The organism is Neisseria flavescens (assembly GCF_001618065.1).
Classification (GTDB): domain Bacteria; phylum Pseudomonadota; class Gammaproteobacteria; order Burkholderiales; family Neisseriaceae; genus Neisseria; species Neisseria flavescens_A.
In genome coordinates this window covers 15612-29394 of sequence record NZ_LAEI01000021.1, presented here as the reverse complement: position 1 = coordinate 29394, position 13783 = coordinate 15612, and the positions used below count along the sequence as shown (strand labels likewise).

At 50.7% G+C, this 13783-nt stretch carries 13 protein-coding genes; 6 read left to right on the top strand and 7 right to left on the bottom strand.

What is annotated here, in order from left to right; translation table 11 throughout:
* Positions 1–105 precede the first annotated feature (105 nt).
* From pflB to TW89_RS03790, 4 genes are all read right to left on the bottom strand, one after another.
* Positions 106–2391, bottom strand: coding sequence for a formate C-acetyltransferase (pflB, locus tag TW89_RS03805; RefSeq protein WP_128580599.1), 2286 nt, complete (start codon positions 2389–2391; stop codon positions 106–108).
* A 303-nt stretch (positions 2392–2694) separates the two neighbouring features.
* Positions 2695–3993 carry an adenylosuccinate synthase gene (locus TW89_RS03800; RefSeq protein WP_164836690.1) on the bottom strand — a complete coding sequence of 433 codons (1299 nt, stop codon included), beginning with the start codon at positions 3991–3993 and terminating at the stop codon, positions 2695–2697.
* 43 nt (positions 3994–4036) lie between these two features.
* Positions 4037–5194, bottom strand: coding sequence for an ATP phosphoribosyltransferase regulatory subunit (locus tag TW89_RS03795; RefSeq protein ID WP_128580597.1), 1158 nt, complete (start codon positions 5192–5194; stop codon positions 4037–4039).
* 324 nt (positions 5195–5518) lie between these two features.
* Positions 5519–6322 (bottom strand): outer membrane protein assembly factor BamD, encoded by an 804-nt coding sequence (locus tag TW89_RS03790; protein WP_004519923.1) that lies wholly within the window; start codon positions 6320–6322, stop codon positions 5519–5521.
* On the opposite strand from TW89_RS03790, the gene rluD reads away from it, so the two are divergent.
* The 6 genes from rluD (at position 6321) to TW89_RS03760 (ending at position 11082) form a co-directional block, all read left to right on the top strand.
* Positions 6321–7445, top strand: a complete 1125-nt coding sequence (rluD, locus tag TW89_RS03785) for a 23S rRNA pseudouridine(1911/1915/1917) synthase RluD (RefSeq protein ID WP_070585696.1) — start codon at positions 6321–6323, stop codon at positions 7443–7445. The genes TW89_RS03790 and rluD overlap by 2 nt on opposite strands.
* 82 nt (positions 7446–7527) lie before the next feature.
* Positions 7528–8298 carry a peptidoglycan editing factor PgeF gene (gene pgeF, locus TW89_RS03780; RefSeq protein WP_128580596.1) on the top strand — a complete coding sequence of 257 codons (771 nt, stop codon included), beginning with the start codon at positions 7528–7530 and terminating at the stop codon, positions 8296–8298.
* Between the two features lie 120 nt (positions 8299–8418).
* Positions 8419–8898 (top strand): LPS assembly lipoprotein LptE, encoded by a 480-nt coding sequence (gene lptE, locus TW89_RS03775; RefSeq protein ID WP_128580595.1) that lies wholly within the window; start codon positions 8419–8421, stop codon positions 8896–8898.
* On the top strand, positions 8898–9899 hold the full coding sequence (gene holA, locus TW89_RS03770) for a DNA polymerase III subunit delta (protein WP_128580594.1): 1002 nt from the start codon (positions 8898–8900) through the stop codon (positions 9897–9899). The genes lptE and holA overlap by 1 nt, the downstream gene beginning before the upstream one ends.
* A gap of 147 nt (positions 9900–10046) precedes the next feature.
* Positions 10047–10466: a hypothetical protein gene (locus TW89_RS03765; protein ID WP_070695643.1), complete on the top strand. Its 420-nt coding sequence runs from the start codon at positions 10047–10049 to the stop codon at positions 10464–10466.
* Between the two features lie 91 nt (positions 10467–10557).
* On the top strand, positions 10558–11082 hold the full coding sequence (locus TW89_RS03760; RefSeq protein WP_004519927.1) for an RDD family protein: 525 nt from the start codon (positions 10558–10560) through the stop codon (positions 11080–11082).
* 94 nt (positions 11083–11176) lie between these two features.
* Here TW89_RS03760 and TW89_RS03755 read toward each other — a convergent pair whose 3' ends face one another.
* The 3 genes from TW89_RS03755 to TW89_RS03745 all read right to left on the bottom strand — a co-directional run bounded on the left by TW89_RS03755 (position 11177) and on the right by TW89_RS03745 (position 13688).
* A complete protein-coding gene (locus tag TW89_RS03755; protein WP_128580593.1) occupies positions 11177–12412 on the bottom strand; it encodes a beta-ketoacyl-ACP synthase in 1236 nt (411 codons plus the stop codon).
* Positions 12406–13134 (bottom strand): 3-oxoacyl-ACP reductase FabG, encoded by a 729-nt coding sequence (gene fabG, locus TW89_RS03750; RefSeq protein WP_003680817.1) that lies wholly within the window; start codon positions 13132–13134, stop codon positions 12406–12408. Before fabG ends, TW89_RS03755 begins: the two co-directional genes overlap by 7 nt.
* Before the next feature lie 65 nt (positions 13135–13199).
* Complete coding sequence (locus tag TW89_RS03745; RefSeq protein WP_049336784.1) at positions 13200–13688, bottom strand: hypothetical protein; 489 nt, start codon at positions 13686–13688, stop codon at positions 13200–13202.
* Between the last annotated feature and the right edge of the window lie 95 nt (positions 13689–13783).

The window sequence follows — 13783 nt, the reverse complement described above, 5'->3', positions numbered from 1 at the left end:
ATTGTACGATAATAAAGGCCGTCTGAACATTTCAGACGGCCTCGGAGCTTTGTTTCAAAACAAACCAAACGCAAATTTAGCTTCTGGTTTGTTTCGCCACCCGGATTACATGGTTTCTGTGAACGTACGAGTAATCACGTCAAGCTGTTGTTCGCGGGTCAGTGAGTTGAAGCGAACCGCATAACCGGACACACGAATGGTCAACTGCGGATATTTCTCCGGATTGTGCATCGCATCTTCCAAAGTCTCGCGATTCAATACGTTGACGTTCAAGTGTTGACCGCCTTCCAAAATACCGTCTTCATGGTGGAAATAACCGTCCATCAAACCGGCAAGGTTGCGCTCGCGAGAATGCTCGTCTTTACCCAAAGCGCCAGGAATAATGGAGAAGGTATAGGAAATACCGTCTTTGGCAAACTCAAATGGCAGTTTGGCTACGGAAGTCAATGAAGCGACTGCACCGTTGACGTCACGGCCGTGCATTGGGTTTGCACCCGGACCAAACGGAGCGCCTGCACGGCGGCCGTCTGGAGTATTACCGGTTTTCTTACCGTAAACAACGTTGGAAGTAATGGTCAGTACGGACTGAGTCGGAGTGGCGTTGCGGTAAGTTTTGTGGGTTGCCACTTTTTTCATGAAGCGTTCAACCAAATCGCAGGCGATATCGTCAACGCGGTCGTCGTTGTTACCGAATTGTGGGTATTCGCCTTCGATTTCGAAGTCAACAGCAATACCGTTTTCATCGCGAATCGGTTTCACTTTGGCGTACTTAATGGCGGACAATGAGTCGGCAGCCACAGACAAACCGGCGATACCACATGCCATCGTACGTTTCACGTCACGGTCATGCAACGCCATCAACGCGGCTTCGTAGCTGTATTTGTCGTGCATGTAGTGAATAATGTTCAGCGCGGTAACGTATTGGGTTGCCAACCAATCCATGAATTTGTCCATGCGCTCAAAGACAGTGTCGTAGTCCAAAACTTCGTCCATAATCGGCTCGGTTTTCGGACCAACTTGCTCTTTAGATTTTTCATCCACGCCACCGTTGATTGCGTACAGCAGAGTTTTAGCCAAGTTGGCGCGTGCGCCGAAGAATTGCATTTGTTTGCCGACAATCATCGGGCTCACGCAGCAGGCAATAGCGTAGTCATCGCTATTAAAGTCAGGACGCATCAAGTCGTCGTTTTCGTATTGGATAGATGAAGTATCGATGGATACTTTGGCGCAGAATTCTTTAAAGCCTTGCGGCAATTGTTCTGACCACAATACAGTGATGTTCGGCTCAGGAGATGGGCCCATGTTGTACAGGGTATGCAGCACGCGGAAGTTGGTGCGGGTTACCAAGGTACGGCCATCCAAGCCCATACCGCCGATGGATTCGGTTGCCCAAATCGGGTCGCCGGAGAAGAGTTGGTCGTATTCGGGCGTACGCAGGAAACGGACCATACGCAGTTTCATCACCAAGTGGTCGATAAATTCTTGCGCTTGGGTTTCGGTAATCACACCGTTTTTCAGGTCGCGTTCGATATAAATATCCAAGAACGAAGACACACGGCCGAAGGACATCGCTGCGCCGTTTTGAGATTTAACGGCGGCAAGGTAGGCAAAGTAAGTCCATTGGATGGCTTCTTGTGCATTTTTTGCAGGGCCGGAAATGTCGTAGCCGTAAGAAGCCGCCATTTCTTTCATTTGACCCAAAGCTTTGTATTGTTCGTTGATTTCTTCGCGACGGCGGATGACTTCTTCCAAGTCCACACCGTTTTCCAAATCGGCTTGTAGTGAGTTGAACTGATTGAGTTTGTCTTTCATCAAGAAATCGATACCGTACAATGCAACACGACGGTAGTCACCGATAATACGGCCACGGCCATAAGCATCCGGCAGACCGGTAATCACGCCTGATTTACGGCAACGGCGGATGTCGGGAGTGTAAACGTCAAACACGCCTTGGTTATGGGTTTTGCGGTATTTGGTGAAAATTTCGCTGACTTCGGGATTCAATTCAACGTTGTACACTTTGCACGCGTCTTGCACCATTTTCAAACCGCCAAACGGCATGATAGAGCGTTTCAAAGGTTCGTCTGTTTGCAGGCCGACGATGGTTTCCAAATCTTTGTCGATATAGCCCGGTGCATGGCTGGTAATACCGGAGACGATTTGCGCGTCGATTTTATACGGCTCGTGCGTACGGTTTTCAACCTTGATGCCTTCCATCACTTCCGCCCACAGTTTGGTTGTGGCTTCGGTTGCAGGTGCCAAGAAAGAAGCATCGCCTTCATAAGGTGTGTAGTTTTTCTGAATAAAATCGCGGACATCTACGTTGGTTTCCCAGTTTCCACCGACAAAACCTTCCCAAGCGGCAGGACGTTGCTGAACATCATTTGACATATCAAGCTCCTAATTTTATTGAAAATATAGACTGTAAATTTTCTGAAAGGATAACATCAATACCCATTTATTTACAGGGGTTTTTGTGAAATAAAATTACAGATTTGGTTTTTCTTGATTTACGTCAATGAGAATAATTGTTACTTGGCACTACATCTCGGTTTCCAAACACTCGCGTTTAAAAACGGCGTAAAATGCAAAATTCAGCCCTGAAGACAGACATCCTTTAGGGCTGAATTTTTATTGCATTTCATATAAAAGGCCGTCTGAAACATTCAGACGGCCTTTTATTCACTTAATCAATTAAGCAAACGGATGATGCAAAACGATGGTTTCTTCACGGTCAGGACCGGTTGAAACAATGGCCACAGGCGCACCGCACACTTCTTCAATACGTTTCAGATAAGCTTTAGCGTTTTCAGGCAGCTTGTCGTACTCTTTCACGCCGAAAGTCGACTCGCTCCAACCAGGCATGGTTTCATAAATCGGTTTGCAGGTTTCTACCGCATCGGAGCCGCAAGGCAGAATGTCGGTTTTGCTGCCATCAGGCAATTCATAACCTACGCAGATATTGATGTTTTCAATACCGTCCATCACGTCCAGCTTGGTGATGCACATGCCGGAAATGCCGTTAACTTGAATAGAGCGTTTCAGAGCAGCCGCGTCAAACCAGCCACAACGACGCGCACGACCGGTTACAGAACCGAATTCATGGCCGCGTTCAGCCAAACCTGCGCCCACTTCGTCAAACAATTCAGTCGGGAATGGACCGGAACCCACTCGGGTGGTATAGGCTTTAACGATACCCAAGACGTAATCCAGCATTTGCGGACCTACGCCTGCACCGGCAGATGCGGCACCTGCCAAGCAGTTGGAAGAAGTGACAAACGGATAAGTACCGTAGTCGATATCCAGCAACGTACCTTGCGCGCCTTCAAACAACAGGCTTTCACCTTTACGGTTTTTCTCGTTCAAAACACGGGAAACATCGGTAATCATCGGCGTAATGCGCGGTGCAACTTTTTCAATGACCGCCATCACATCTTCAAGTTTTACCGGCTCGGCATTGTGCAGGTGTTGCAACTGAACGTTGTAATAAGCCAAAACGGCTTCCAGTTTTTCAACCAGTTTTTCAGGGTGCAACAAGTCCACCACGCGAATCGCGCGACGGGCAACTTTATCTTCATAGGCCGGGCCGATGCCGCGACCGGTTGTACCAATTTTGCTTTTACCGCGGGAAGCTTCGCGTGCTTGGTCAAGCGCAATGTGGTAAGGCAGAATCAATGGGCAGGTCGGCGCAATTTTCAGACGGCCTTCAACGTTTTTCACACCGGCAGCGTTCAATTCGTCGATTTCACCCAGCAATGCTTCAGGAGAAACTACAACACCTGAGCCGATGAAGCAGTCCAAAGTCTCATGCAAAATGCCGCTTGGAATCAGGCGCAAAATGGTTTTTTTGCCACCGACGACCAAAGTATGGCCGGCATTGTGGCCGCCTTGGAAACGTACTACACCGCTGGTTTCTTCCGCCAGCCAGTCAACAATCTTACCTTTGCCTTCATCACCCCATTGGGCACCGATTACGACAACATTTTTAGCCATAGCCATCTAACCTTATTTCAGATACAAAATTTCAAAATAAAACTCAATCGTTCAAAGCGATTACTTTCCAAACACCGTCTACCTGTTTCAGACGGCCTGTAACCTCTTCCGAACCGTTATAGCCGATACCGTAATCGATAACGACACATTGTCCTTGTTCACGCAAAGCATCTACCGCTTCTTGAGCCGCAGGCATGTCTTTGACATCAACCGCCACCACGGATTCCCGTCCGATAGCAGGAAGGCGGCCGATAAAGCTGCGCAAATCAAAACTGAATCCGGCAGCCGGACGCGCGCGTCCGAAGTATCCGCCCAATCCGTCATAACGGCCGCCGCGTGCCACAGCATCATGACGGTTTGAACCATAAGCCGCGTAAAGCAAACCGGTGTGGTAATTGTCAACGCGCAATTCCGACAAATCGATATGCACTTTTTGATTTGGGAACGCATCGCATACTGCCTGCAATTCATCCAAAGCCACACTGACTGCGGACAATTCCGGTAATTTCTCTCTAGCCACAGTCAGCACTTCACGACCACCGTACAGTCGGGGCAATAATGAAAACGCTTTTGCCCACATGCCATCAAGTTTCCACTCTTTCACCAACTGGCTGACGGCTTCGGCATCCTTGTCCTGCATCGATGACAGCAGGATTGCCGATTGCTGCTCATCTAAATGCGCGGCATTTGCTAAAGCACGGAATACGCCGATATGACCTAATGAAAGCAAAACTTCGCCCATGTCGGCAATCTTCATGCTTTTCAGCATCAAATCAATCAATTCGATATCCGCTTCAATGCCTTCCAAGCCGTACATTTCCGCACCTGTCTGTAAAGGCTCGCGCATATTGAGCAATCCATCAGGCCGCGCATGAAGCACCGAACCGGCATAGCATAAACGGTTGATGCCTTGGTTGGCGGAAAGCAAGTGGGCATCAATACGCGCCACCTGCGGCGTAATATCCGCGCGGATACCGAGCTGACGGCCGCTGAGCTGATCGACAACCAAAATGGTTTTCAAAGACAAACCGGCATCGATATGCGTCAATAAGGAATGGCTGTATTCCATCAATGGCGGTTGCACTAATTCATAACCATGCACGCGGAACAAAGCCAACAGCCGCTCACGGGCACTTTCCAGTTGTCGGGCATTGGTCGGTAACACGTCGGCAACGTGTTCAGGAAGCTGCCAAGACTTCATGAGAATCTACCTCTGTTTTTTTTGTAAACATAAAGGGCTGCTTAAATTTAAAACCAAATCAGCCTGACGACTGAAATTTTCCTGAATGCATCAACGGCAAATCCGATGCAGCTTCAACAAAACTGATTTTAAATTTAAACAGCCCCTGAGTAACGGCTTCAAACCGTCGAGTTATTAAAATCAGACTTTACCATATTAAAACGAATTTTGCACCCTGTTTACAGAGAGCGTAAAAAAACATTAAAAACAAAGGCCGTCTGAAAACCAAATGCATAGCTGCATCATTTTCAGACGGCCTTAATTCATGCCTGAACAACCCGACGCTTAGCGCCAGTAACGCCACCAAGGCATATCGTCAGATCGCCATTCATGTTGCAAGAACGGGCTTTGCGGGAAGTTGGTTTCCAAAACACGGCGTGTATCGGCAGCAAGTTGCGGCTTGTCCAGTTTTTTGTATGCCAATTCCATCATCGCCAAAGCTTCTTCGACGTAACGGGTATTTTGGTAACGGCTGACGATTTTTTGCGCACGGTTGGCCGCTGCGACATAAGCACCGCGTTTCATGTAATAACGCGCCACAGACATCTCGTTACCGCCCAACGCGTCCACCAGCTTGGCCATACGCTCGGTTGCATCGGCAGCGTATTTGCTGTTTGGATAACGTTGAACCAACTCTGCAAACGCCTGATAAGCATCGCGGTTGGCTTTCGGGTCGCGGTCGGACCAGTCTTGAGAAGCCAGCTTGTTCAAGAAAGACTGGTCTTCGTTAAACAGGACCAGACCTTTCAAGTACAGCGCGTAGTCCATATTCGGATGTTGCGGATGATGGCGTTGGAAGCGCGCAATGGCAGCCAAGGCCTTTTCCGGCTCATCGTCTTTATAATAGGCATACGCCGTATCCAACTGAGACTGCTGGGCATATCGGCCGTTTGGAAAACGGGATTCTAAAATTTCGTATAACTTGACAGCTCGCGTATAATTGTTGCTGTTCAACTCGTCTTGCGCTTCGGCATAAAGCTTTTCCACACTCCAATCTTGAGTAATTTGGGCGTCTTTATCGATTGTGCCTTTATTTGCGCAGGCACTCAGTGCCAAACCTAAAGAAACTACTAAAAGAATTTTTTTCATGCAGAATACTTCCTTTGATAACGAAGCCGATTATAGCGATGATTTAGACTTTCCGTCATCCCCTGAAACAGAAAGTTGTGTTAATTTGACCGTTCCGCTCGAAATGGCGGGCGGAAGGCTGGATGCCGTATTGGCCAAACTCATGCCTGACTACTCGCGCAGCCGCCTGAGTTCGTGGATTAAAGAGGGTGCAGTCATTGTAAACGATAAGCCCGCGCAACCCAAAGATAAAATGATAGGCGGTGAATTGATTGCCGTTACGGTACGTCCGAGCGAAGAAAACCTCGCGTTCACACCCGAACCGATGGATTTGGACATTATTTATGAAGACGATACCGTCATCGTCATCAACAAACCGGCCGGGTTGGTCGTCCACCCTGCCGCAGGCAACTGGAGCGGCACCCTGCTCAACGGCCTGTTGGCGCACTGTCCCGAATTAAGCCAAGTGCCGCGTGCGGGCATCGTACACCGTTTGGACAAAGAAACCAGCGGCCTGATGGTAGTCGCCAAGACCCTGCCGGCGCAAAACTCACTGGTTCAACAGCTTCAAGAGCGCACAGTCAAACGCATTTACCGCGCCGTTGCCAACGGCATCGTCCCTTTTGACGGCAAAATCGAAACCCAAATCGGCCGCGATCCGCACAACCGCCTGAAAATGGCAGTCGTCAAATTCGGCGGCAAACCTGCCATTACCCACGTCAAAGTGTTGGAACGTTATCTGGCGCACAGCTACATCGAATGCTCGCTCGAAACCGGCCGCACCCACCAAATCCGCGTTCATATGCGCGAAGCCAACCATCCGCTGGCCGCCGATCCTGTTTACGGCAACCTGCGCCATCCATGCAGCGATGCGGTTAAAGAAGCCATCAAAGCCCTCGGCGCGCGCCAAGCCCTGCATGCCTACCGCTTGAGCTTTGTACACCCGAAAACCGGCGAAACCGTTTCCTTTGAAGCGCCTATGCCTGACGATATGTACCACCTGCTCTCCGTCCTGCGTCTGGAAGCCGGTTTGGATTCGTCCCTAAGCAACGAGGAAGAATGGCAAGAGAAATTCGGCATGGACGATGATGATGATTGGAATGAAGACGACTACGATGTCGAAGTCGTTTATGTAAGGGATTAAACCCATAGTTTCAGACGGCCTAAAATATTATTTGAGGCCGTCTGAAATCAATCCGTTCCAATATTTCAGCAACTCAAAGATTATGAAAACCATCACAGATACCCTAAACCTCACCCCGCAAGGCAAAAATTTTTTAACTGCCGACTGGCCTGCTCCTACCAATGTTAAAACGCTTATTACCACGCGCAACGGCGGTGTCAGCGAAGGCGTATACCGCAGCCTGAATGTCGGTTCGCACGTCGGCGACAATCTGGAAGCCGTGCTCCGCAACCGCGAAATCGTACAGGAACAAGTCGGCCTGCCCGTTGCCTACCTCAATCAAATCCACAGCACCATTGTTGTAAATGCCGTCGAAGCGTTAGGAAATACACCCGACGCCGATGCCTCGGTGGATACAACGGGAACAGTCGCTTGCGCTTCGATGACTGCCGATTGCCTGCCTGTCTTGTTTTGCGACAAAGCAGGGACAGTCGTTGCAGCAGCTCATGCAGGTTGGCGCGGTTTGGCCGGTGGCGTTTTGCAAAACACTATTGCAGCAATGAATGTCGAGCCGTTGGAAATCATGGCCTATCTCGCCCCTGCCATCGGCCCTGATGCGTTTGAGGTGGGACAAGATGTATTTGATGCATTTTGCACACCCATGCCGGAAGCTGTCGATGCGTTTGAAGACATCGGCGGCGGCAAATACCTTGCCGACATTTACGCTTTGGCACGCATGGTTCTGCACCGCGAAGGCGTGAACATGATTTATGGAGGCACCCATTGCACCGTCTTGGAACGCGATACTTTCTTCTCCTACCGCCGCGACGGACAAACCGGCCGCATGGTCAGCCTGATTTGGTTGGAAAAATAAGATTTGCGCCATCAAAGACAAGGCCGTCTGAAATACTTTCCGTTTACGGTTTCAGACGGCCTAAACATTATTCGTTATAATCCGACGATACCGTAACCGGTTTCAACGAAGGAATATCCAATGAAAAAAATCCTATTGCCTGCACTCGCCCTATTACTTGCCTCTTGCGGTTTCCACCTGAAAGGCACGGGTGTGACTTCTCAGCCGCTGCCTTATCAAAACTGGCATGTAGAAGGCGGAGCCATCATGCAAAAAGCGCTGGAAAATGCCTTACGCCGTGCCGACGGTCATCCGGTTAGCGAAGCCGAATCACAAATCACCCTGCGCGTTGTCGACTTTCAAAAACGCCGTGATATCTACACCATCACCCGCGCCGCCGCGATCAACGAATACCTGCTGGCCATGACCGTCAAAGCCCAAGCCTTCCGCAACGGCGAGCCGGTTGGCGAACCGATAGAAGTTAAGGTTCACCGCACCATGGACTACGCCGACAGCGAAGTGTTGGGCAAACAGGAAGAGGAAGAAACCATTTGGTCTGAAATGCGCATCGACGCCGCAGATCAAATCGTCCGCCGCCTGACTTTCCTGAAGGCGCAATAATGGCTGCCGCGCCCATTGAGAGCCTGCGCCCCGATACGCCGCTCAAACCGTTGTACATTATTCACGGCGAAGAGGATTTATTGCGCATCGAGGCTTTGGATACGCTGCGCGCAGCCGCAAAAAAACAAGGTTATCTCAACCGCGAAGTCTATACCGCCGAAAACAATTTTGACTGGAACGAGCTGTTGCAAAGTGCCGGCAGCGCAGGTTTGTTTGCCGATTTGAAACTGCTGGAAATCCATATTCCCAACGGCAAACCCGGCAAAAACGGAGGCGATGCCCTGCAAACCTTCGCCGAACGCCTGCCCGAAGATACGGTTACGCTCATCCTCCTACCCAAGCTTGAAAAAGCGCAAATCCAGTCCAAATGGTTTTCCGCATTGGCAGGCAAAGGCATCGTCTTAGAAGCCAAAGCCGTTGCGCCACATGCTTTGCCGCAATGGATACAAGGCCGTCTGAAACAGCAGAGTTTGGACATCGAACCTGAAGCACTCGCCCTTTTTGCCGAGCGCGTCGAAGGCAATCTTTTGGCCGCCCGTCAGGAAATCGAAAAACTCGCCCTGCTCCATCCCCAAGGCCATTTGATCAATATTGCCGACGCAGAGGCCGCGGTTGCCACCGTCGCCCGCTTCGATGTATTCCAACTGGCAGGCGCATGGATGAAAGGCGATGCCCTGCGCGTTTCCCGTTTGCTGGACGGTTTGGAAGAAGAAGGCGAAGAGCCGGTTTTGCTGTTGTGGGCAGTTGCCGAAGACATCCGCACCCTAATCCGCCTGACTGCCGCACTCAAGCAAGGCCAAAACATCCAAAGCCTGCGCAACAGCCTGCGCTTATGGGGCGACAAGCAGACCCTTGCACCGATGGCGGCCAAACGCATTTTCATCAACCGCCTACTCGACGCGCTCAAAACCTGCGCCAAAATCGACCGCATCATCAAAGGCGCGGAAGAAGGCGATGCATGGACCGAGTTCAAACAGCTCGTCACTTCGCTGGCCGCCTGAAAACCGTTGCCACGCGTCAAGAAACTTGCACGCAATACGCCCCAAAAACAGAAAATACTGTAAAATAGCGTAAACTCAAATTCAGGCCGTCTGAACCTCGCATTTCAGACGGCCTCTTCCAGCAAAAAACAAGGAAACACCAACCATATGGATAATAAAACCAAACTTCGCATCGGCGGTCTGGCCCTGCTGACCACTGCCGTATTAAGCCTCATCATCGTTCTGATCGTCGACTCATGGCCGCTCGCCATCCTGTTGGCCGCCATCATCGTGGCCGCTGCCGCAGGCGGTTTCGTTTGGACTTCACGCCGTCAGCAACGCCAATTCCTCGAGCGCCTGAAAAAATTCGACATCGATCCGGAAAAAGGCCGTATCAACGAAGCCAACCTGCGCCGCATGTACCACAGCGGCGGTCAACATCAAAAAGACGCGATTACCTTGGTTTGCCTGTCACAAAAATGTTCCGTTGACGAAGCGCACGCCATCTTCAAAAAACGTCCGACCCGTCAGGAAATGAACCAAATGGCTGCCCAACAGGCACGCGGTCAAAAACGTCCACATCGTTAATCCCGACAGTAACAGGCCGTCTGAACATCCTATCCCGTTTCAGACGGCCTGTTTTTATTTCCATCAAACCCATTTCCGTTTCCATCGCATTATGACCCGTCTTCCTACCGCCCCACTCAAACGCCGCCTCGCCGCACTGGTTTACGAACTTCTGCTGACCGGCGCCGTTACCAGCATTGCCGCCCTTGCAGCCGGTATTGTCGCCATTTTTCTCAATCCCATTTCCACGCGCCTGTCCATGCTGACAACCTGTCTGATTTTGTTCTACGCATGGTGGCTCTACTTTCGCGCCAACTGGCACAAAAAAGGCCAAACCCTTGCCATGCAGACATGGAAAATCGGTTTAGCCGATAAAAACGATACCCAGCCGCCCCTGCCGCAGCTGCGCCTGCGCTTTATTTGGGCTAGCATTTTTATTGTTTTCATTCCCCTATTTGCCTACGCCGGATTGCGTCATCTGCTCAATATACCGCCCAAAGGCGCATTCGGCGCCGCGCTTATTTGGCTCATCCTGCCATGGGGCTTCGCCCTGTTCCATCCCGACCGCCAGTTCCTCTACGACTTCTTGGCCGGAACAAGGCTGGTGGATTTAAATCAGAAGAAAACAAACGAATAAAATTCGCAAGCATCTCAAGCCCTAAATGAAATAAAGGCCGTCTGAAACTCAAGATAAGTTTCAGACGGCCTTTAATCATGAAATCAAGCAATGATTATTCTTGCCAACGTTTGAACACCAGCGATGTATTGACGCCGCCAAAAGCAAAGTTATTGCTGACCACATAATCGGTTTGAATCTCACGTCCGCCTGTTTGAATGTAATCCACCTTGCCGCAACGCGGATCGATGTTTTCCAAATTGACGGTCGGCGCAAACCAACCGTTGTTCATCATTTCGATGGTAAACCAGGCTTCCAATGCGCCGCACGCGCCGAGTGTATGGCCGAGGTAGCTTTTTTGCGAACTCATCGGCACAAAACCAAACACTGCCTCAGTTGCCAGCGTTTCGGCAATATCGCCTTTTTCGGTCGCCGTACCGTGGCCGCTGACATAGCCGACTTTATCAGGCGTAATACCAGCGTCTTTCAGCGCAAGCTCCATACATTTTTGCATGGTTTCTTTTTGCGGCTGGGTAACGTGGCTGCCGTCGCTGTTGGCGCCATAGCCGACGAGTTCGGCATAGATTTTCGCACCGCGCGCACGGGCGTGTTCCAATTCTTCCAATACGAAAATACCTGCGCCTTCGCCGATGACCAAGCCGTCTCGAGCGTTGTCATAAGGGCGCGGCGTCAGCTCAGGTTCGCCGTTGCGGCGGCTGGCGGCATAAAGCGAGTCGAATACATACACTTCGGACGGACAAAACTCTTCGCCGCCGCCGGCTAGCATCATATCAATCAGGCCGTATTTAATCGCTTCGTAGGCATAACCAATGCCTTGGCTGCCGGAAGAACACGCGCTCGAAGTCGGGATAATGCGGCCTTTCAAACTGAAGAAAATGCCGATATTGGCGGCAGTCGTATGCGGCATCATGCGCACATAGGTATTGGCGTTGAAATTGCGCGATGTGCCTGTTATCAAAAGTTCGCCCATATCGCCAATGTCTTTGGTGCTGCCGACAGATGAACCGCACGCCACGCCCATACGGCCGTCGGTAATGCTTTCATCGCCCAGCAAGCCCGCATCCGTCAAGGCTTGTTCTGCCGCATCAACACACAAATGAGATACGCGCCCCATGCTTCTGAGCTGCTTGCGCGTCCAGTGCTCTGGAGGGGAATAGCCTTCAATCGGTGCACCCAGTTGCGCTTCCAATTCAGGAAAGCGTTCGCTCCAGTCCATGTGTTTGACTGCGTTTTTTTCGGCTTTAAAGGCCGTCTGAATACTTTGCCAATCACGGCCGAAGGCGGTAATACCGCCGATACCTGTTACTACGACTCTTCTGGTATTCAACACAAACCTCCGTTCACAGCAATCACTTGGCGCGTAATGTACGCCGCTTTTTCATCCATTAAAAAGCGCACCGCATGCGCCACTTCCTCGGGCAATCCCATACGCGCGGCAGGGACAGCCTTTAAGATTTCTTCGACAGGCACGTTCTCATCGATAATATCGGTATCGATAAGGCCAGGTGCCACGCAGTTGACGGTAATTTTGCGTTTTGCCAACTCAACTGCTAAGGCTTTTGCCGCGCCGATCAGGCCCGCTTTGGATGCGCTGTAATTGACCTGACCGCGGTTACCCGTCAAACCGGACACCGACGCCATGCACACAATCCGTCCTGCTTTGCGGCGGCGGATCATCGGCATGGTCAAAGGGTGCAACACATTATAAAAACCGTCCAAATTGGTACGCAGCACCAAGTCCCAATCGTCATCTGTAAACGCAGGAAACGCATTGTCGCGCGTCAGGCCGGCATTCAGCACCACGCCGTAATATGTGCCGTTTGCCTCAATGTCGGCAGTCAAAATTTCTCGGCAGGCTTCGCGGTCGGATACGTCAAACTGCAACACGCGCGCATTTCTACCCAATGTACGGATTTCTTCCGCTACAGCTTCCGCTTCATCACGGCGGCTGCGACAGTGGACGACAATATCAAAGCCGTCCTGCGCCAAACCAAGTGCGACGGCTTTACCGATACCGCGATTAGACCCTGTAATTAAAATAGTTTCACTCATACGTTTTCTCACTATATCGACAGGCCGTCTGAATCTTTGTCTTTTCAGACGGCCTTGTAAACGGTTTAAATGACTTGACCGTCTTTCGGACTGTACACATTTAAAGAAGCTTTTGCCAGCAAACCGTCCGGAGGCAACAGATGCTTCACATCTTCCGGCGCATCCGTCCAGCGCAACTCGCAATCAAATACGCCCATGCCGCCCAAATCCTGAATGGACACATGCGCCCTGACTTCCAGCTCAGTACCGACAGGCACGGAATCAGCAAACAAATCCAGCTTGCGCGTTCCCAATAAAAAACCCAAACGGACAGGCTCTCCGGCCTTTAAAGCCTCAATGCCTGCAAACGCGCCTATGCCCTGCGCCATCAATTCCATATAAGCCATAGACGGCAACACGCCGTCCTGCAGCAAAATATGCTTGTCGCCAACCGGCGCACGGCAAACCGTGTAGTCATCGCCAAATTCTTTCACACAGTCGATAAGCACCATATGTCCGCTGTGCGGAAGCAGCGAAGCCACATCATAAATCGGGGCACTCGGTATTGAAGGCATAAAATGTCATCCGGGAATAAATTACGTTACAATATGCATTATAACAGAGCCTAGCTTTTACTAACCTATTTCATTACAATGTATGAAAATGTAAA